Below are 19,890 nucleotides of genomic sequence, written 5' to 3' on the forward strand. Positions count from 1 at the left end.
CCGGTCGTTACTTCCTCGGCGGTTTTCGACGCCGTCTTCTGGGACGGCGTACCTTCTTGGACCTATCGTCGCCCCCGTCCTCGTCCTGGCGGACGGGGCGTTCCTTGCCGGAAGCGGGCTCATTGGCAACAGCCCCGCTCTCGGATTCCGAAGCTCTGGCAGGTTTCCCCTTGCCTTTGCTCTGGCCATTGCCCACAGGAGCGGGCTGGCCATTCTCCTTGGGAGCATCAGACGCGGGAATACGCCGACCACCACCCCGTCGCGTCTTTTGCGACTGGGCGCGGGCCTCGGCCATGGCTTCCTCGTTGGGCGGCTTGTTAACTATTTCATTCCATTCGTCAATGGAAACCTCCCTCTCGTCAAAGTTCTCGGTGAGCACAGAGAGGGATTTCTTGAAGAAATTGGAACGCAGGACCTTCACCGCACCCAATGCGGTGGTGTACTTCTTCCCCACCCGCGGGCACATGCGATGAAACTCTTCATAGCCCTTCTGCTCAAAGCTCAGACAGCAGAGCAAACGGCCACAAATACCGGAAATTTTGGTAGGATTGAGGAACAGATTCTGTTCTTTGGCCATCTTGATGGTCACCGGCACGAACTTGCGCATGAACCGACGGCAGCAGCAAATCTGGCCGCAGTTGCCGATGGCTCCAAGCATCTGGGTCTCATGTCTGACGCCAATCTGCCTGAGCTCAATGCGGGTCCTATACTCCCGCACCAAATCCTTGATCAACTCACGAAAATCGATCCGCCCGGGCGCGGTAAAATAGAAAATCATCTTCGAACGGTCGAAAAAGACCTCCACATCCACAAGCTTCATCCCCAACCCGAGCCGAGACACGCATTTGCGGCAGAATGCAAAGGCATCCTTTGACTGGGCGGTGTTTTCAGCCACCGCGTCCATGTCTTCATCGTTGGCCAGCCGATAGATGGGCTTGTACCCTTCCTCATCCTCTGTCGCCATCTCCACCGGGGCCTGCCGGATAAGGATAACCTTGCCCAGTCCCATGCCCTGGTCCGTCTTCACGATGACGTGCTGTCCTTCCCGGACGACGAAGGGGCCTGATGTAAAGTAATACACCTGACCGTAATCATTAAACTTAACACCAAGTATTTGACTCATTACCGCTCATCCCGCATATATGGACCCCCGACTTACGAGGGGAGAAAGTGTCGCAAAGAAAAATAGCATATTAGAAAACTGCGCCAGGAGCAAATGGCGCAACGGCAATTCACCGAACGCACCCGCTTGCGGGGATGCCGTCCGGCTCACGTCGGGGAATCGGCAATGTGTCAAGACGGTCAGTCTAGATCAGCCCGAGGCTTTTCACCTCTCCCATGAGTTTTTCCTCGTCAATGGGCTTAACCAGATAGGAGGTGGCTCCTCCAAGGAAAAAGGCGTCATGCGTTTCCTGCTCGTCGTCGAGCATGGTAGTGACCACCACCTTGACTTCGGACTGCATGGCCACGTTGAATTCCTTTTCTATGGAACGGATCTCGCGCAGGGCCTGCTGTCCGTCCAGCTCCGGCATGAGCAGATCAAGGCAGATCAGATCATAGGGTTCATTCTGCGCAAGGGCACGTCGAAAGGCCTCTATGGCCTCCTCCCCATTGACGGCAATGTCTCAATGGGCCACGGGCCGCAGAATTTCATGAATCATGTTTCGGCTATAAAAATCGTCATCCACGATCAACGCTTTCATCTCGTCCTCCACATGGGTTTTCCATACCCCTTTCACCTGTGACTTGGCAAATACATAGTCACCGGTGCTCCCTGTTTTCAGCAGCCTACACCTCTACGATCTCCCCCTCGCGCGCCATGTCGAACTCCACACGGCTGTTGCCCCTTTCCCGCCGGAGGCATTCCAGAATTCCATCCACTTCAGCGTCCGTCCGGGCTGTTTCGTGATGGGTCAGATACACCCTGCCCACTTCGGCCTCCTCTGCCAAATCCAATGCGCGCTCGAAGGTGGAATGTCCCCAGCCCTGCTTGGACTCATATTCCTCTTCGGTATATTGCGCATCCACAACCAGGACGTCCACGTCTTTCAAAAAAGTTGTAATTCTGCGGTTCCGTTCATCCACTATTTTGCCGTATTCCTCATAATCGGCATCGCCCGGCGCATAAATATTGTAGAACGGCTCATGGTCACCTGTAAAAAACAATGTCCGGCCGTCACACTGCACCTTGAGACCGAAATTCAGGGCCGGGTGATTCATGAGCATGGTGGAAACCGTGGCAAAACCGAGGTCGACAACCTGCCCGTCGCGCAAGGTCTCATATTCGATGTCGGCCAGCAGCTCGGCAACCCGAACCGGAAAATGCGGATACTCCATCTGCTTGGTCAGCACCGCCTCGATGCCTGTCATGGTAAGCGGATCAGGCGGTCCATAAATGCATACCGTGTTGCCAGGTACAAAAAGCGGCGCAAAAAAAGGCAGCCCCTGGATATGGTCCCAGTGCGTGTGGGTGATGAACACATGGCAATCGACCGGCATGTGGGATGCAAGCCCCAGACCGACGGAACGGATGCCGGTCCCGGCATCCAGAACAATCACCCCGCCTTCCTCCGATGTAACCTCAAGGCAGGTGGTATTGCCGCCATAGCGGACGGTGTCCGCCCCTGGCGCGGGCACTGAACCGCGAGTGCCACGAAATTGCAAACGCATTTACGAAGCCTCCCCGAGTTTGATGAAGACACGGGCATGTTCCACTTCTTCGTCCAGGGTCGGCATCTCGCCTATCACTCCGTCCAGATCCAGGGCAAAACGGGCCTCTATGCCGCCAGGCAACGGCAGGAAAATGAAATCTCCGGCTGCGCCGAAGGCAAGCTTCTTGCTCACCTGATTAGCGGCAAAAACGCAGTCCAGCAACTGGGATTCCCCACCATCGCCGACTTCATGATGGCGCTGAATGACCTCGTGAAGAGAAGTCGGCAGGTTCCACTTTTCCGCCAGCAGTGCGCCGATATCGGCGTGCGTAGCCCCGATGCATTCTTCCTCGGCCTTGTAGAGAGGGATATTATCATCCGCCGCCAGCTTGAGAGCGAGCTGGAATTCCTCTGGCATGTACAAGGCGAAGACCACCTTGCCGACATCGTGCAACAGCCCGGCAGCGAAATAGTCCGCCGCATCGTCCCGGCAAACACCGAGCATGGATCCAAGCGTCCGGGTCGCCGTGGCCACAGCCAGCGAATGGAGCCAGAAGGCGCCCATGTTCAGCCCTGCCACATTGGCCTTGGGTATGGCACCAACGGCCGCGAGCCCCAAAGCGACGTTCTTGAGCGTATTGAGCCCGAGATACACGGAAGCCTGATTAATGGATGTTATTTCGCGGGAAAGCCCAAAATATGCGGAGTTGACCAGACGCAGGATCTTCAGCGTGAAAACGGGGTCACGCTTGATGACCTCGACGAGTTCCTTCTGCGGGCAGTTGATATTTGAAGCGAGCTTGAGGACCTGATGCACACTCTTGGGAAAGGCGGGCATCTTCTCCACTGCATTCAAGAGCTTCTTTCTGGCATCCTGCATTGGTCACACGATTGGATAAGGGTGATGCGGTTTCGAGGCAGCAGGCCACGCTGTCTTTTCCAAGATAGACCTTTCGCCTTATTGCAGGAATAATCAAAATTGGCAAGTAGGTTACGGCCAAAAAGCCTGTATGGACAAATGCCTCTGCGCATCCCAGATGGCAGAAACCATGCCCCTGGATGCGGTATCGTATATAGGCACCCATACGGCATCAACCACCTCGGAGTGGGGGAAGCCGTATCTGTTGAGATATCCCGCCGAGCACAGCGCCGCTTCCGGCGAGATACGCCGGTACCAATTCCGATTCAAACTCGTGCGGCTGCCATGATGTGGCAACACCAGCACCTGGGCCTTGAGCGGACGCCCTGCCGACAGCATGGTCGATTCCCCCTCCTGCTCCACGTCCCCGGGAAGAATGGCAAGCCCCTCCCCGCCCCGGACCAGACGCAGTACCAGTGAACGTTCATTCGCCCTTCTGCTGGAAAAAGTTGCTGCCGGGTGCAGCACATTGATTGAACTCGCCCCGTCAAGGCGCACGGAGTCTCCTGCCGCCAGGACAACGGGCTCCATTCCGCGCAAGGACAACGCCCGCTCCATACGCTCTCCAGTTCTTCCTCGGGGCAACATGCCATTGGTATAAAAAGCGCCAACCTGAAACCGGGAAAGGATGAACGGCAGGCCATGGCTATGGTCCACGTCGGGATGGCTCATAAAGGCTCCATCCAAGCGAGGCGCCCTGCCCCAAGAAAGATAAGGGGCGACCACGGCTTCTCCCAGATCAAAAGCGGCATAACCGCCGCCACCGTCCACCAGCCATCTATGCCCGCCCGGCAAGGAAACCAGTGCCGCCTGTCCCTGCCCCACGTCGATCAACGAAACCGAAACTCTATTCCGGCTGTCCTGCGCCATTACCAATATATGGGGCGCAACCAGCAGCACCAACCCAATCCCGGCCAGCAGGAGACTCCGATGCTCCCTTCGAACTATCGAGACCAGCACCAACAGCAAGGCGACGCCCAACATCTCGGGCCACAAGGGACGCAACACCGCCAATACCGGCGTCAGCCCCGCCCTGGAAGCCGCATCCAGCAGTGAGATTGGTCCGTCCATGCAAAAAGAGGCCAGCCGGAGCAACAGTCCTCCAGCCGGGGCGGTCCAAGCACCGACGGAGAGCACCATTCCCAAAAGCCCCAGCGGCATGACCACGCATCCGAGAACAGGTAACCAGAGAAGATTGAACAGAATATCCGGGCTGAACGTTCCAAAGTACCAGGAAGTCAGAGGAAGGAGCGAAACCGTCGCGCAAATTGAGATCACCAGAACGCTCCACGCCCACACCAACGGCCTGCGCCACCAATGACCGTTGCCGCGAAACAGCGGGCGCAGCCGAGGCAGCAGCAGGGCGATTCCCGCCACGGCCACGGCGGACATTTCCAGGCTGAGATCATAGGCAGAGAGCGGAGAAAGAAGGATGAGGACCGCCAGAGCGAAAAACAGGCCATCCATGAGTACCCGGGAACGCCCCTGCCACAGCAGCACCCCCCAGGCTCCGAACATTACGGCTGCCCGCAGCAGGGAAGCGGAGGGCTGCCCCAACCATGTGTAGCCCAGCACCAGCGGCCCAGCCAACAATACGCCAAGCCGGGGCCTTGGCAGCGTCAGAAGCAACGTCGGGCACAGCCGCCCGGCCAGCCATGCAAGCGCAAAACCTATAGCGGCAACAAAACCCACATGAAGCCCGGATAAAGCGAGCGTATGCGCCAGCCCCGCACTGCGCGTCATTTCCAGCAGATCGCCGTTCAACGCAGATCGGTCTCCCGTCACCAGCGCCCGGACCATGGCACCGCCGCGAGAGTCCGGCACGCGCGCGGCAACAGCTTCACGCAATCGACGCTTGACCGTCTGGAGCACGCCGCCGGGCGGAGCGCCCCAGGACACCTCCTTCTTGCCGATGGGCCAACCGCGCCAGAGCACGCCCTGCCGCCGCCAGTACCACGCATAATCCCAGGCCCCTGGATTTCCGAAACTGCGTACCGGAACAATGTGAAACGTCGCCCGCACCTTCTGCCCAGGCTCGGGAGTGAATGAAGGATTTCGCCAGTTCCAGGACAATCCGCAGGGAAGCGCCACAGCCTCACCATCCATCCGGCAGTGCAAATCACGCAGAACAAGCCGCAAACGGTGACCGCTCAACGGCTCGGCACGGTCCACCACGGCGGAAAGATCCACTGACTGGCGTGTCGTCATCCACGTGGGAATCGGCACCTGTTCCGGCGTTCGCTGCGCCGCATAGCCGTAGCCAAAGGCAAAACAAAGGGCAAAGGCCACCAATGATATCCGATGCACCCGGCCTCGCAAAATACCGTCCGCAAGCAACAAAACGGCCCACGCTCCAAGCGAGGGGATGGGATGGCGCAAGGCCAAAATGCCGAGGATAAAGGCGAGCAGCAGACTCTGCCACGGCAGGAGTCCGACGACGGATTGTGCAAAGGGATCGTGACGATGCGCACTCAAGAGCTGCCCCTAGCTGTGAGCCAGCCCCTGCTGCATCATGATCTTGAAAACGCTCTCCATGAATTTCCCGGAAACAACGTCTGGCAGAGAAAAGAGCGGCAGACTGTCCGCCCCCATGGTCCCGGTGTAGGCAAACCATATCTCGGCGGAAATCTTGTCCAAACCGGGAGTCAGCATCTCGCTCCAGAGCTTGCCGCCGCCAGCCTCCTCAAGACCGAAGGTACGACACTGAAGCGGGCGATAGTCGAAAAGACGGCATTGCCCGTCCTGCAAGAGCGGGCAGACGGCCCCGGCTTCGGACAGGCAGTACTCGGTACTATCAACGGTCGCCCCCAGTTCCTTGACGGCCATGCGCTCCTTGACCGCAACCTCCACGGCACGCTCAATAAGGGCCACCCTGGTGTCGCTGTCCAATATACGGTTGATGGAGTGGGTCAGGTGCACCGCCTCCACCAGCGAGAGACCGACCGGGGTGGAACAGCACTGCACGTTGTCCAGCCCGCAGGCCTTGCCCTTGAGGGAATCACCTACCCGTTCCGTGGCCCGCTGAACCAATGCATCATAATCATTGAAGAACGGAGAAAGATCGACCAGCCGCTTGAACTCCAGGGAGGGTTCCCGGACGGTCAACCGGCCCGACTGCTTGCCGTAGTTGCGAACCGTGCGCCACTGCACGAAATTGGCGGGCTTGCTCTTGAGCTTTTTGAGGGCGCGCCCGGCCAGTTTGTGGCCCAGTCCGCGTCGCAACAGATAGGCATTGAGCACAGTGCCGGTCCGGCCTATGCCGTGGCGGCAATGAATGAGCACCCTTTTGCCGAGATAAATGGCCTCGTCCAGCCAGGCCAGGGCCTTTTCCAGTTCAACGAGGCTCGGTGCCTCTTCATCATTGAGTGGCAGGTAATGCACCTCGAATCCCGCGCCTGCCTCTATCTCGTGCAGATCGCAAAACTCGCCGCACAGGTTGAGGATGGCATCCACCCCCTGGGCACGAATAGCGTCCAGCTGGGGATAGCTCATGGGAGCCTGCCCCACGCCCAGCTGGTCCGTGACCCATGTCACCTGATAGGCGCATTTATCCTTGGCCATCCCGATGCTCCGCGTCGACAATGAACCGATCCACTTCGGCCTCCACTTGCCCCTCGTCCTCCATACGCATATCCATAAGCCGGGTAATGGCCATGAGATATCCGAGGCGAGCCAGCAGTCGCCGGGTATCGTTTTCGCTGATTTTGGATACCTTGGCGTCGATCATGTCGCCGCGCGTTGTCGTCTCGTAGCCGTAGCGATCCAGCACGCGCTGAATAAAGAGAAGCCGCAGCAACCGCTGGTCAAACCCGGCTCCACCGCCCTTGAAGCGGAAATTGATGTAGTTGGAACCGGGATCGGCCCCGCAAACGGAATCCACCACCGAGAAGTGGTAGCCGAACCGAATCATCAGGTGCAAATAGTCTTCGCTGATGAGTCCGTAGCTTGCCAGCAGTTTGGAATCGAAACTGAAGATGCCAGCCGACATCTTGTCGAACTCCTCCCAGTCCATATGGGTCAGCTTATTGTCCCACTTGACGCGGCTGTCGGACAGCCCGTACCAGAGGGCCCACATGGGACGGCTCTTTATGTCCGCCGTATCCACCAGCTTGCTGTCCCCCGCAGAGGGAAACAGCCCCTCTCCCAGATCGAGCAGATACATGACCAGCGGCAGATTCGTCTTGAGCCGCTTGGCCGCGCCCATGCCCCGCCCCTTCCGGTTCACCAGCGAAAACATCTCGCCCACGCTCTTTTCGTGGCAGAAACGGATCACGTCGTGCATGGACCGGCACCCTTCGGGCGTAAAGTTCTCCGCCTGCGGGTCGGTCAGGTTCAGCTTGACCGTCAGCGGCACGACCTTTTCATACTGCTTGAGCACCCGTTCCGAGACCTGCCTGCCCTCACGGGACCTAGTCAAGATCCCTTCCACGCAGCCGTCGTAAATGGTACCGGTGGAGCCGTCCACCGTGACCAGCCTGCCCGGCGCGAGCGGGGGATCCATCTCGCCAACCAGTACCGGCACACCATACTCACGGGCCACGGATGCAAAATGGCTGGCTCGGCTGCCCGTGCTGGATATGACGCCGCTCATGTTGCCGATAAAGGCCAGAAGCGACGGTTTGAGCGTCGGGGTGACGACGATCGCCCCATCGGGAATCCGGGCAATCTCAGCGCCAGTGGGAGCGTAATACAACTCTCCACACCCGGCGCCAGCCGAAGCGTGTTCAAAGCCCTCGGCCAAGGGGACAGCCGTTACCGGGGCATGGGACTCGGCGGCCTTGTCCCGCTCCAGTTGCAATGGGCGGGTCTGAAGAATGAACAGCTGTCCGGTAACATCCTCGGCCCACTCGATATCCTGCGGACAGCCGAACGCGTCCTCAAGCTTCATGGCCAGCCTGCCCAGCTCCAGCAGGGTCGCCTTGCGGGGCAGTCCTCCCTGATCAGGGGTGCATTCCTCTGCCAGCCGGGGTTCCGCATCGCGGGTCAAGGTCGCCTTGCCCGGCGATACCGACCCGTCAACCAGACCGTCCCCCAGCCCGGTCACGCCGTAAATACCAATGGTTTCATGCCCATAGCAGTCCGGGTCCCTGGAATAGACCACGCCCGCGTTGTCCGCATCGACCATAGGAATGACCAGCACGGCCATAGCCGTGTCCGCTTCCGTCAATCCGTTGGAGATACGGTAGGATACGGCGCGCGGGCAATACTTGCCCGCCAACACACGCTTGTACGCCTCCAGCACGTCGTTGGGCTGAACGTTCAGCTCGCTGGCGTACTGACCGGCAAAGGATATCTCGCCATCCTCGGCAAGGGCGCTGGAACGGACAGCGATGAGGTCGTCCTCCCCGTCCAGAATTTCCGACACGGCGAAACGGATGCCGCGGGCAATCTCGTCCGGCACCTCGGCAGCCAGGATCAACTCCTGCATCTCAGCCGTGAGTCCGGCCAGCAGGTCGCGGTTCCCCGCCACCATCTGACGCAGGCGGACCTCGATCTCCTCGCCCAGCTCGTTGTATTCCACAAGATAGTTGAAGGCATTGGCCGTTACGACAAAGCCGGGCGGGACAGGCACACCCTCCACACTCAGGACGCGCCCAAGGTTCGAGGCCTTGCCGCCCGCCAGCCGCGGCATGGCGGCCGCGTCTTCCAGGGAGAGAATGTAGGGCGGCCCAACCTCGGGCTGCTCCAACTCAAGGGCCATGCGCACATAAAAGTCGATCTTGCGAAAATACTCGGGCAAATCCATGAACCGGGACGGATTCATCTCCACCAGCTGCCCGGCCATGGTCTTCACCGACTTGGAAAGCTTGGTGGCCAGCCAGTTGGCGCGCTGACGGTCAGCGAGAACTTCGCCGTAAAAGAGTTCCTCCAGATCCGCTATCAGCTCAAGGGCAATGGCATCGTGCTGAAGCAACGACTTGAACGACTCGTATTTGCGGCGCAGCAAGGTGCCCGGCGCAAAGACCTGATACGTCCAGTGCTTGAAGAGTTGGGTGACGTGCATAGATTACTCTCCGAGGACTTCAGCGACCTTTGTCTCCAGTTCATCCTTGTTGATCGGCTTGACGCAATACTCCTGCGCCCCAAGGCGCAGGGCCTCCCGGGCGGTTTCCAGGGTAGGGTACCCGGTCAGCATGATCGCCTTGATCTCGGGCTGTTCCTTCTTGAGTTCCTCCAGCACTTCCACGCCGGTCATCTTCTTCAGCTTGATATCCAGAATGGCAAGGTCCACGGTATGCTTGCGCGCAAACGCCAAGGCGTCCTCCTCCTCGGTAAAGGCGTTGACCTCGTGCCCTTTGCGCTCAAGGATGCGCCGAACCAACATCCCGGCGTCCGAGATGTCATCCAATACGATAATGCGAGCCATGATAACTCTCCTTATTCATTGCCTGTAACCCCCGTTCTCAGCTCGTTTGTCGCAATGATCGCCGCCGAATCCGCATGATCGAGCGGCAGGTTGACCTCAAAGACCGTTCCGGGGCCCCAATCCCGTCCTTCCGGGTCTGCGGGGAAATTGAAACTTGAAGGGACCGGGCTCGTGGCCAGAATACGGCCGTCGTGGTCCTCGATGATCCCGAACGAAACGGACAGGCCCAGACCGGTCCCCCGGCCCACGGGCTTGGTGCTGTAAAACGGATCGAAAATTCTGCTCAACTTGTCGGCAGGGATGCCCTCGCCCGTATCCGCCACCCAGAGCGAGACGATGCCGTTGGGCGTGTCCAGCCGGGTGCGGATGACGATGATGCCGCCTCGGGCCAGCATGGCGTCACGGCTGTTGTTCAGCAGGTTGATCCATACCTGCTTGAGCTTTTCCGGGTCGCCATAGATAACCGGAAAGCGGTCATCCAGCTCGGTAACGATCTCCACCCGGTCCAGTTTGAAGGTATGGCGAACCAAACTGACCGCCTCCATGACCGAGTTGTTAAAGCACATTTCCCGCTTGGCGGAATCAGTCTGGCGGGAAAAACCAAGCAGGTCGGCCACGATCTTCTTGCAGACCTTGGTCTGCTTCTCGATGACCGCCAAATCCTGATGTATCTGGCTGTCTGTCTCGACATCCTCCTGCAACAGCTGCGAGTATCCAAGGATAATGCCTAGCGGCGTGTTGATCTCATGGGCGACGCCACCAGCCAACATGCCGAGAGATTCCATTTTCTGTGCCTGAATCAGCTGCTTTTCGTACCCCTTCAGATCGGTGATGTCACGGTCGGTCCGGAGCAGACCGCCGATACGCCCGTCTTCCTCGTATACGGGGATGGAGACGACGTGATACCATCGCTCCCCCGACTCCTCCATGAGTCGCAACTGCATATCCAGCCGCCTGCCCGATTCCAGAATATCACGGGCGGCCATGTGCCGCTCCTCGGCAACGGCTTCGTCAAAGAAATCGAAATCCGTCTTGTTCTTGATCTCGCCCAACTCCACGCCCACAGACTCGGCAAAGCTGAGGTTGGCCCCCTGATAGCGCATGGTGGTATCCACCAACGAGACCCGATCTGGCGTGGCATCGAGAATGGTACGCATCAGCCGTTCCTGATCCCGAAGACTCCGCTCCGCAGAATGCAGTTCATCAATATGCGTCTTGAGGGAAAGCGCCATGACATCGAAGGTTTCCGCCAAATCCTGCAACTCGTCACCTGCGCTCTCTCGATACACCTTGCAGAGTTGGCAGGAGGATTGGCGGTCACTGATCTTGCTGTCACCACAGTCCGGGCAGAGCGTTCCGGCGATATACCAGCAACGCCGCCGCGTATCCCCATAGGCCGGACAGGAGGTCAGCCCGCACTTCATCCGCTCCCAGCAATGCGTTCCCACATCCGGGCCGGACTGCGTATCCAAATTGCCCATGAGCATGGCCTCGGCGTGCTCGCGCAGTGTGGCCAGCCGCCTCGTAACCTGCCGGGCGAAAAGCGTCCCCATGAGCGTGGTCAGGAACAACGCACCGGCAAACAGCCCGGCCATGGTCGTCAACTGCCGATGCACGTTGACGTTGATGCGCGTTTTGGAAAGCCCGACACGGACCGTTCCCAGCCGATCGATGCCCACCTTGACCGGCGAGGCGAAATCGTAAATGCGCTCCATCCCGTTGGCCAGGAGCTGGATGCGGACCACATCGCCGTCAGCCACGCGGTTGGCCTTGATAAGGTCCATGGGGAACCCTTTCTGGAAGGTATGCGCCAGAACGTGCCCCTGATTGTTCTGGACAAAGACGTAGATCACGTCCCCCACGGAAACCTGCTCGTCGACCATATTTTTGAGACGAAGAAAATCCTGCGCCAGGAGCGGTTCCACGGCACGCGCAGCCAGGCTCTGGGCCATGGCGGACCCGCGTTTTTTATTTTCCTCTATAAGCAGCTTGGCGCTCATGTTGCCCATGAGAGTCAGCAGCAGCACGGCCATGACAACGAGGATGCTGCAGATGCCCAGATTGAGCTTGGTCCTGAACTTGAGCGTGGAAAAGAAACGCATGGCAGACACCTACTGAATCCCGAGCGTCTGCACGAGGGCGCGCACGGGGTCGTAGTCCACATCGCGGGCCGGAATGATCCGCTGCATTCCGGCGGCCTTCAGGATATCCGCCTGCGCCGGATTGCTCGGGTCCAGAGCAAACATGGCGTTGGCGACAGCCTCGACCACCTTGGGATCCAGCCCCTGGCGCGCCGAATAAACCCAACCGGGATAGGCTCTGGTTTCCGCCAGCACCCGAATATCGTCGCGGTGTATCTTGGATTCCACCACGTCCAGGGTCCCCTTGCGGATGGTGCCGATATCATAGGCCCCGGCGTGAACCGCAAGCACGACCTTTTCCTGCTTGCCCCCCGGACCTGGTGCAAAATCGACTTCCGCAAAGTCTTGCAGCTTGATTCCGTGGTCATAAAAAAGGCCAAGGGGAAAAAGATAGCCCCCGGCTGACCCCGGATCAACTGCTATCCACCGTTTGCCCTTGCAGTCGGCCAGGGAATTGATGGTGGGGTTGTCGCTGCGGCAGATGACCTGCCCCCGGAAGTCCGGCTTGCCCGACGGCTCCACGCTGCGGGCAAAGGCCGTGGCCCCGGCCTTGGCCAGTTGCAGGTACACGAACGGATTGGAGTAGGAAATGTCGATCTCCCCGCGCTGCACCATCTTGATATGCTCATCAAAGGTGTCCGGAAAAATCTGCCGGAGCGGCAGTCCGGTGGTGGTCCGCAGGTATTCGAGCAACGCGCGGTGGCGCTGGAAGGAAATGGTGTGGGAATACTGGGGCAGGTAGGCGTAGGTAATGGCCTCCTTGGGCTCGGGAACCATGAGGCGTTCCCGCTTGCTCAGGTCCACCTTGACGATGGGCTCGTCGTCTCCGCAGCCGCCGCAAACAAGCGCAACTGCCAGGAGCAAGGCCAGCACGGTCCACCGGACTATCAGTCCGGCACCTCGATATTTCGTACTCTTCCCAACCAAGGAATGACTCCTTTTTTCCTGTTCGCCAACGTCACCATCATGCTACAGGATTTCTTGCCGTAGTCCAAATCAATCTTACCTCTTGGCAACTGCCTGCCAAGCCCGTATGAAAGGCAAAAAAATCGCATCATCAAGGAGTCGCCAAATGGCAAACACCTACAAAATACCAATGAAACCCATTATCCCGGCCCTGCTTCTCGTCTTCGTCGTGGGCATTACCGCCGTCGTTGCTTGGTGTTTCCGTTCCGGCCTGACCTGGAGCGGGATCAGTCTGGCAGCCATAGCATGGCCGCTCTCCCTGCTCTACTGGTACATGCTCTACGTCAATCCGAAACGGGCCTCGATCACCGTGGCCGACGAAGGGATTCTGCTCGCTGCCCCGCCGTTCGCCAGTGCGGTCATTCCGTGGGCTTCGGTCGAAGATGTCTTTCCCGGCAATCTCAAGACCGACGAGAAACTGACTGTGGCCAGGAGCCGGAAGACCATGCAGTTCGCCGGATACAACTCGGGGCTGGTCGACCTGACGAGCGGCGATGAAGCCGTGATCGTGGCCAACCGCACGGATGTGCTCTGCATAAAGACCGCCGAGCGCTACTACCTCCTCGGCCCTTCGGACCTTGAAGGGTTCACGGCGGATGTCGAGGCCACCAGACCCCAATAAATCGTTCAGCCGGGGCATCCCCGGCATATCAAAGAACTTAAAAAAGGCCGCCCGGATGGGCGGCCTTTTTTATTCGGTCCGTCAAATGTTGCCTGCCGCAGGCTGCTTGTCCGGGGCCGAAGAATCCGGCTTGGCCAAATCCGAGAAGAGTATCATTTCCTCTTCGCCCTCATTTTCCTTGATCTTCCGCTTGATGACCCGGAAGAGCGGAATCCAGGGCTTTGCCTTCTCAAAAAGGAACCGGGACAGGATGTAGGCCGGAATGAAATAGAAGGCGGGTCCCACGGCTCCGATGAACGGGACGGTGAAATCAACCGAGCTGAAACGGTAGTAAATCCATCCCAGGCCGAAAGGAACCATCCAGATGGAAGAGGCAAACAGCGCAATGTGCGCAAAGAAATTCTTGCCGAAGGCTTCGTTGGCGATGGAGTTGCAGGCCTTCCATGCGGTCTTGTTGCGCACGCCGATAGCCTTCACCGACAGGTTGTGGTTGTGCACCATGTCCTTGTTCATCTTCCCGAAATGCTTTGCGTTCAGGAAGTAGACTCCTGCCATGCACAGCTCGCCGAGTACGGTGGTCACCAGGCAGATGAAAATAATCCCCAACCCGAATCCGACGTAAGGGTTGTCGGTAAGGCGAAAGGCCCAGATAAGCCAGGGATCGAGAAATTGAAAAATCGCTTGCGCGGTCATGATTTTTCCTGCGGTTTTTTTGTACGGGGCCGCCCGCCTGGGCGGCCCCGAAGGTTTTACGCTTTCCGATTATCCGCGGCTTAGAAGGGGGGCAGGATGGAGTAGCCCAGGAAGCCCTTGGTGGTGTAGCGGATACCCACGTAGGCGGCCAGGACGATGAAGATGTACTTCAGCACCTTCTCCGGGATGAACTTGGAGGTTTTGGGTCCGATGACGGAACCGATGACGATACCGATGAGCTCGGCACCGATCAGGGACCACTCCACCGGGGTGTGCTTGATAACCATGTAGGAGAAGATGGAGCTGCACATGCCGACCAGAACCGCCAGAGCGGAGGTACCGGCAACCAGGTACATGGGCAGACCGGCCACGGAGGTCAGGAACGGCACCAGCAGGAAGCCGCCGCCGACACCCAGGAAGGAGGCCAGGGCCGCGATGACGAAACCACCGACAACGGGGATCAGCGGATTGAAGCTGAACTCGACACCGAAGAAGGTGAATTCACAGGCGGTCGGGGTGAACTTCTGGATCTTGACACCCATTTCGGCCATATCGACCTGGCCACCACCGGCCTGCTGCTCCTTGACGGACTTCTGGAAGGCGTCGGCAGCCTTCTTGGCGGCCTTCTTGCCGGCCTGGCCCTTGGGAGTGGTCTGATACAGCAGGTAGCAGCCCAGGAAGAGCACGAAGAGACCGAAGTAACCCAGGTAAGCCTTCAGGCTGATCTTGCCAGCCGTCAGGATGGGCACCATGATGGAGCCGGACACGGAACCGACGGCCAGAGCAATACCCAGGGGCAGAACCAGGCGACCGGCCTTGTAGTAGTTAAAGGAAGACAGGGCCGCGGAGCAACCAACCAGCCACTGGTTGGACACGCGGATGGAGTCGGTGATGATCTTGTTGAGCTTCATGGTCTTCTTGAAGCTCTTGGCGTAATCGCCCAGACCGTAAATGGTGATGTGACCAACACCGGCCATGATGCCGCCGAACGCGCCGACGGTGGAGAAAATCCAGCCTACCCAGATCGCCCATACAAAACCGATCAGGACGTTGAGCTGCGGACCGCCGGGGATGCCCAGGTAGCCCGGCTCACCCTGCGGGTTAGCCTCGGCAATGGCCTCGGCGAGCTTGCCAGCCAGAGCGGGCTGCGCCATGAAGCATACAGCGACCAGCGCGGCCAGGAACAGAAAAGCCTTTTTGGAACGTAACACGGTTACCTCCTCACATAATGTTGATAGAACCCCAAAAAATCACCGCGCCATATACCGACGGCGCGACTTTAGCCTCATTTACTCGGGCCGGACGAAGGTCAGAGCCTTTGCCGTACAGCCCGTAACGCAGGCGGGGGTGCCGCCGGCATCCACCCGATCCACGCAATAATCGCATTTCATGATCTTCCCTGTCGCCTCGTTGAAAACGGGCACATTCCAGGGACAAGCCTCGATGCAGGCCTTGCAGCCGTCGCACTTGGCAGTGTCTACCAGGACCAGCCCGTCCTCACGCTGATATATGGCGTCGTTGGGACAGGCATCGACACACTGTGGATTCTTGCAGTGGCGACAGTTCTGGTACTTGAGCTTGGCGGTGGGCCTGCCCTCTTCGTCGGCCATGGGGCCTTCAACAAAGAGATGATTGAGGCTCAACCCCTCGGGCACCTTGTTCTTCACTTTGCAGTGAATGAGACAGGCGTCGCAGGCGATACACCGGCTCTTGTCAAACTTCATCTTGTAAATGGCCATTTTTCCACCTCATAAAGTCGTGATGGGAGCGCGCAGTCCGATCATGACTCACGGTGTGAGGAAAAAATCGGCACTGGTCAACGGGGATCCCTCTTGTGATATATTTCTCAATTAACACCCGAATACCATCAATATTTTTCGCATAGAAGTATAAAATAATGTGAAACTATTCACATCATCGGTTATCGTTGCGATCGATTGACACACACTGTTAGCTTGCACCCTAACATAAATAGTCGCGCAGTCCACTTTATTCCCGACGTTTCGGGAACCAATCAGGGAGGAGTTGATGAAAGAGAACGTCTACAGTATATGCGGCATGTGTACCGTCCGCTGTCCCATCCAGGTTGAAGTGGACGGGGGCAGGGTCGCGTGCATTCAGGGGAATCCCCATGCCGCAGGAATCGAGGGATCGCTCTGCGCTCGCGGCGCAGCTGGAACCGCCCTCACCTACGACAGCGAGCGCCCGCAGGGTCCCATGATCCGCCAGGGCGAACGCGGCGAGGGTAAATGGAAATCCGTATCCTGGGATGAAGCCCTGGACTACGTTGCCGAAAAACTTACCGCCATTCAGGGAAAATACGGAAGGGACACCGTACTTTTCTCCGACCGTGGCGGACCGTTCCGTGATTTTTACCGCGCCTTCCTGCGCGGCATCGGAACCCCCAACTACAATAACCATGACTCCGCCTGCGCACGCAACGTGCAAAACGCGGCTTTGTCCGTCTTCGGATTCGGCCGCAAGGGCGTATCCTACGACCTCAAGAACGCCAAACACATCGTGCTGCAGCAGCGCAACATCTTTGAGGCCATCAATGTGGCCGAGGTGAACAACACCCTCAATGCGATGTCCAAGGGATGCAAACTCTCGGTCATCGACATCCGGGCCAATGTTCCCGCCACAAAGGCCGACAATTTCTTCATGATCCGGCCCGGCACCGACTACGCCTTCAATCTGGCTGTCATTCATACCCTCATCAAGGAAGAGCTCTACGACAAGAAGTTCGTGGCCGACTGGATGGAAGGTTTTGACCAGCTCAAGGAGTTCTCGGCCGAATACACGCCGGAGTGGGCGGAGCTTGAAACCGGCATCAAGGCGGACGCCATCCGTGACTTCTGCCGCCAGCTGGCCGAAGCCGCCCCGAGCGTGCTCTGGCATCCCGGCTGGATGACAGCTCGTTACTCCGACTCCTTCTACATGAGCCGGACCATCTACATTATCAATTCGCTCCTCGGCTCCATCGGCGCCAAGGGCGGTTTGCCGCTGATGGTCAAGCCCGGCGACGTGGGGGCCAAGGGGCTCAAGAGCTTTATGGACCTCTACCCGAAACCCGAAGGCCGCCGCGCCGACGGTGTGGGCTGGATGGAAGGCCGCAAGCACTTCGACGCAGGCCCCGGACTGGTCAACCTGGCCTACGAGGCCGCCGAAAGCGAATCGCCCTATGCGGTCAAGGCGTACATCGTCAACCGCCACGACCCGCTCATGGCATTCCCGGACAAACGGGAAATCCTCAAGATGTGGGAGAGCATCGAGCTCATCGTCGCCGCCACCTTCTCTTGGTCCGACACGGCCTGGTACTCGGATGTGGTCCTGCCCATCTCTCCGTATCTGGAGCGGGACGACACCATCATGACCAAGAACGGCGGCAAGCCCGCCTTCCAGATTCGCAAGCGCGCCATAGAGCCTGTCTACGACACCAAGGCTATCTGGGAAATCTATGCGGGACTTGCCAAGCGCATGGGCCTCAAGGAACTCGCCTACGAAAAGATTGAGGATATCTGGAACTTCCAGCTGGAAGGCACCGGTGTGACCATTGCGGACTTCGACAAGACGGGCATCGTCCCGCTGGCCAAGGAAGCACACTTCAAGCCGGTCAAGGAAGGGACCTTCAAGACCCCGTCCGGGAAAATCCAGATCATCGATGCCAAGCTTGAAGCGGACGGTATGCCGTCACTCAAGCCCTACGAGTCGCCGGAATCGGTGCCCGCAGGCAAATTCCGCATCACCTTCGGCCGCTGCGCCCTGCATACGCAGGGACATACGGTCAACAACGCCCTGCTCTTCGAGCGCAAGCCGGAAAACGTCCTCTGGATCAATACCGGAAAGGCCGCCGAAATGGGCATTGAAAACGACGAGTATGTCACCGTGACCAACAATGGCTACTCGGCAAAAATCAAGGCATTCGTAACGGACTTCGTCCACCCCGAATGTGTATTCATGCTCCACGGCTTCGGGCATGACCTGCCCGTGGAATCCCGCGCCAAAGGCAAAGGCGCGGCCGACAACATGCTCATGCCCAAGGGCATCCGCAAGTGGGACAAGGGCGGAGGCGCCGTGTCCATGCAGGAGCACTTCATTACGGTTTCAAAAGGATAACCTCCTTACAACCTACCCCCAAGACGAGAAAGGCCGGAATCAACATGATCCCGGCCTTTCTCTACTTATAGTATATAGTATTGAACTGTTCGAGAGTTACCGACAAGCTATTCAGATACCCGCTGGATGCGGGCACCCACGCCGGAAAGCTTGGCCTCGATGTTTTCATATCCACGGTCAAGGTGGTAGATACGCTCGATGACGGTCTTGCCCTCAGCGGCCAGACCGGCCAGCACCAGCGAAGCGGAAGCACGCAGGTCCGAAGCCATGACCGGTGCACCAATGAGATGCCCAACGCCCTGGACCATGGCCGTACGCCCCTTGAGCCGCACATCCGCACCAAGGCGGACAAGCTCCAGAACGTGCATGAAGCGATTTTCAAAAATCTTCTCTTCGATGGTTCCCGCGCCCTGACCAAAGCACATCAGAGCCATAAGCTGCGCCTGCATGTCGGTAGGGAAACCGGGATGCGGCAGCGTGGTCACGTCCACATTGCGCAACGGACCTTCAGACCGGCGCACCAGCACATGGTTGTCCGCCTCCTGAAGCCAGACGCCCATTTCCCGCAGCTTGTAGGCAACGGCGTCCAGATCGGCGAAAGGACAATCCTCGATCATCAATTCACCGTCCGTTATGGCGGCAGCGACCATATAGGTGCCCGCCTCGATGCGGTCCGGCATGACGCGATACTCGCAACCCTTGAGCGAGGTGACGCCTTCAATCGTAATGACGCTGGTGCCGTGGCCGGTAATCTTGGCACCCATGGCATTGAGGAAGTTGGCCATATCCACGACTTCCGGCTCGCGCGCGGCGTTTTCCAGCACGGTCACACCGTGGGCCAGCGAAGCAGCCATCACCAGGTTTTCGGTGCCGCCCACAGTGGGGAAATCAAGAGTAATTTTTGCACCTTTGAGACCCGATGGACAGGAACCTTTGATGTAACCACCGGAGAGTTCAAACTCCGCACCCATTTTTTCCATGCCGCGCAGATGCAGATCAACGGGCCGGGCACCGATGGCACAACCGCCGGGCAGTGCGACCTGCGCTTCGCCCAGACGGGCCAGAAGCGGTCCGAGGCAGAGCACCGAAGCACGCATGGTCTTGACCAGATCATAGGGGGCCTCGGACTTGAGGCCGGTGCACAGGCTGGTAGCCACGTTGTTTTCAAATGTGGTCTCGCATCCAAGTATATTCAATAATTTCAAAGAAGTACGAATATCGGCAAGTTTCGGAACATTGGTCAGCGTGACCGGTCCCTCAGCCAAAAGACAGGCCATCAGGATAGGCAAAGCCGCATTTTTCGCACCGCTGACCCGAATACTGCCCTGCAAGGACACGCCGCCTTCAATAATAAGTTTATCCATGGGTTACCTTTTTTTTATTTCTTTTGCTTGACCGCGGAGGAAACCTTAGCT

General features: G+C 58.4%; 15 protein-coding genes and 1 pseudogene. 2 read left to right on the forward strand and 14 right to left on the reverse strand.

Features of this window, described 5'->3' with window-relative positions; genetic code table 11:
• Nucleotides 1-7: 7 nt before the first annotated feature.
• The 10 genes and pseudogenes from ricT to ACI0FG_RS10085 form a co-directional block, all read right to left on the reverse strand.
• Nucleotides 8-1,123 carry a PSP1 domain-containing protein gene (ricT, locus tag ACI0FG_RS10040; RefSeq protein WP_419784857.1) on the reverse strand — a complete coding sequence of 372 codons (1,116 nt, stop codon included), beginning with the start codon at nucleotides 1,121-1,123 and terminating at the stop codon, nucleotides 8-10.
• Nucleotides 1,124-1,307: 184 nt separating this feature from the next.
• Nucleotides 1,308-1,703 (reverse strand): annotated as a pseudogene (locus tag ACI0FG_RS10045) (response regulator).
• An 85-nt stretch (nucleotides 1,704-1,788) separates the two neighbouring features.
• Nucleotides 1,789-2,670, reverse strand: a complete 882-nt coding sequence (locus ACI0FG_RS10050) for an MBL fold metallo-hydrolase (RefSeq protein ID WP_419784858.1) — start codon at nucleotides 2,668-2,670, stop codon at nucleotides 1,789-1,791.
• Nucleotides 2,671-3,531 carry an HDOD domain-containing protein gene (locus ACI0FG_RS10055; protein ID WP_419784859.1) on the reverse strand — a complete coding sequence of 287 codons (861 nt, stop codon included), beginning with the start codon at nucleotides 3,529-3,531 and terminating at the stop codon, nucleotides 2,671-2,673.
• 111 nt (nucleotides 3,532-3,642) lie between these two features.
• Entirely contained in the window at nucleotides 3,643-6,045 is a 2,403-nt protein-coding gene (locus ACI0FG_RS10060) for a DNA internalization-related competence protein ComEC/Rec2 (protein ID WP_419784860.1), read from the reverse strand.
• 9 nt (nucleotides 6,046-6,054) lie between these two features.
• The gene (locus ACI0FG_RS10065) at nucleotides 6,055-7,131 is read right to left on the reverse strand and encodes a protein-tyrosine phosphatase family protein (protein WP_419784861.1); all 1,077 of its coding nucleotides are present in this window, start codon (nucleotides 7,129-7,131) and stop codon (nucleotides 6,055-6,057) included.
• On the reverse strand, nucleotides 7,118-9,574 hold the full coding sequence (locus tag ACI0FG_RS10070; RefSeq protein WP_419784862.1) for a PEP/pyruvate-binding domain-containing protein: 2,457 nt from the start codon (nucleotides 9,572-9,574) through the stop codon (nucleotides 7,118-7,120). The genes ACI0FG_RS10065 and ACI0FG_RS10070 overlap by 14 nt, the downstream gene beginning before the upstream one ends.
• Nucleotides 9,575-9,577: 3 nt before the next feature.
• Nucleotides 9,578-9,937, reverse strand: a complete 360-nt coding sequence (locus tag ACI0FG_RS10075; protein ID WP_419784863.1) for a response regulator — start codon at nucleotides 9,935-9,937, stop codon at nucleotides 9,578-9,580.
• A gap of 11 nt (nucleotides 9,938-9,948) precedes the next feature.
• Nucleotides 9,949-12,039 (reverse strand): ATP-binding protein, encoded by a 2,091-nt coding sequence (locus tag ACI0FG_RS10080; protein WP_419784864.1) that lies wholly within the window; start codon nucleotides 12,037-12,039, stop codon nucleotides 9,949-9,951.
• 9 nt (nucleotides 12,040-12,048) lie between these two features.
• Complete coding sequence (locus ACI0FG_RS10085) at nucleotides 12,049-12,969, reverse strand: phosphate/phosphite/phosphonate ABC transporter substrate-binding protein (RefSeq protein WP_426816448.1); 921 nt, start codon at nucleotides 12,967-12,969, stop codon at nucleotides 12,049-12,051.
• Between the two features lie 181 nt (nucleotides 12,970-13,150).
• Between ACI0FG_RS10085 and ACI0FG_RS10090 the strand changes: the two genes are divergently transcribed.
• The gene (locus ACI0FG_RS10090; RefSeq protein WP_419784865.1) at nucleotides 13,151-13,666 is read left to right on the forward strand and encodes a PH domain-containing protein; all 516 of its coding nucleotides are present in this window, start codon (nucleotides 13,151-13,153) and stop codon (nucleotides 13,664-13,666) included.
• Nucleotides 13,667-13,747: 81 nt separating this feature from the next.
• Here ACI0FG_RS10090 and ACI0FG_RS10095 read toward each other — a convergent pair whose 3' ends face one another.
• From ACI0FG_RS10095 to ACI0FG_RS10105, 3 genes are all read right to left on the reverse strand, one after another.
• Nucleotides 13,748-14,359 carry a hypothetical protein gene (locus tag ACI0FG_RS10095; protein ID WP_419784866.1) on the reverse strand — a complete coding sequence of 204 codons (612 nt, stop codon included), beginning with the start codon at nucleotides 14,357-14,359 and terminating at the stop codon, nucleotides 13,748-13,750.
• A gap of 80 nt (nucleotides 14,360-14,439) precedes the next feature.
• Nucleotides 14,440-15,570: a sulfite exporter TauE/SafE family protein gene (locus ACI0FG_RS10100; RefSeq protein WP_419784867.1), complete on the reverse strand. Its 1,131-nt coding sequence runs from the start codon at nucleotides 15,568-15,570 to the stop codon at nucleotides 14,440-14,442.
• Between the two features lie 78 nt (nucleotides 15,571-15,648).
• Nucleotides 15,649-16,098, reverse strand: a complete 450-nt coding sequence (locus tag ACI0FG_RS10105; RefSeq protein ID WP_419784868.1) for a 4Fe-4S dicluster domain-containing protein — start codon at nucleotides 16,096-16,098, stop codon at nucleotides 15,649-15,651.
• A 286-nt stretch (nucleotides 16,099-16,384) separates the two neighbouring features.
• On the opposite strand from ACI0FG_RS10105, the gene ACI0FG_RS10110 reads away from it, so the two are divergent.
• Nucleotides 16,385-18,475 (forward strand): molybdopterin-dependent oxidoreductase, encoded by a 2,091-nt coding sequence (locus ACI0FG_RS10110; RefSeq protein WP_419784869.1) that lies wholly within the window; start codon nucleotides 16,385-16,387, stop codon nucleotides 18,473-18,475.
• A gap of 107 nt (nucleotides 18,476-18,582) precedes the next feature.
• Here the strand turns inward: ACI0FG_RS10110 and murA are convergent, their stop codons facing one another.
• Nucleotides 18,583-19,839 carry a UDP-N-acetylglucosamine 1-carboxyvinyltransferase gene (gene murA, locus ACI0FG_RS10115; protein ID WP_419784870.1) on the reverse strand — a complete coding sequence of 419 codons (1,257 nt, stop codon included), beginning with the start codon at nucleotides 19,837-19,839 and terminating at the stop codon, nucleotides 18,583-18,585.
• Between the last annotated feature and the right edge of the window lie 51 nt (nucleotides 19,840-19,890).

This window comes from Pseudodesulfovibrio sp. 7M6 (assembly GCF_050058625.1).
In the GTDB taxonomy this organism is placed as follows: domain Bacteria; phylum Desulfobacterota; class Desulfovibrionia; order Desulfovibrionales; family Desulfovibrionaceae; genus Pseudodesulfovibrio; species Pseudodesulfovibrio salinus.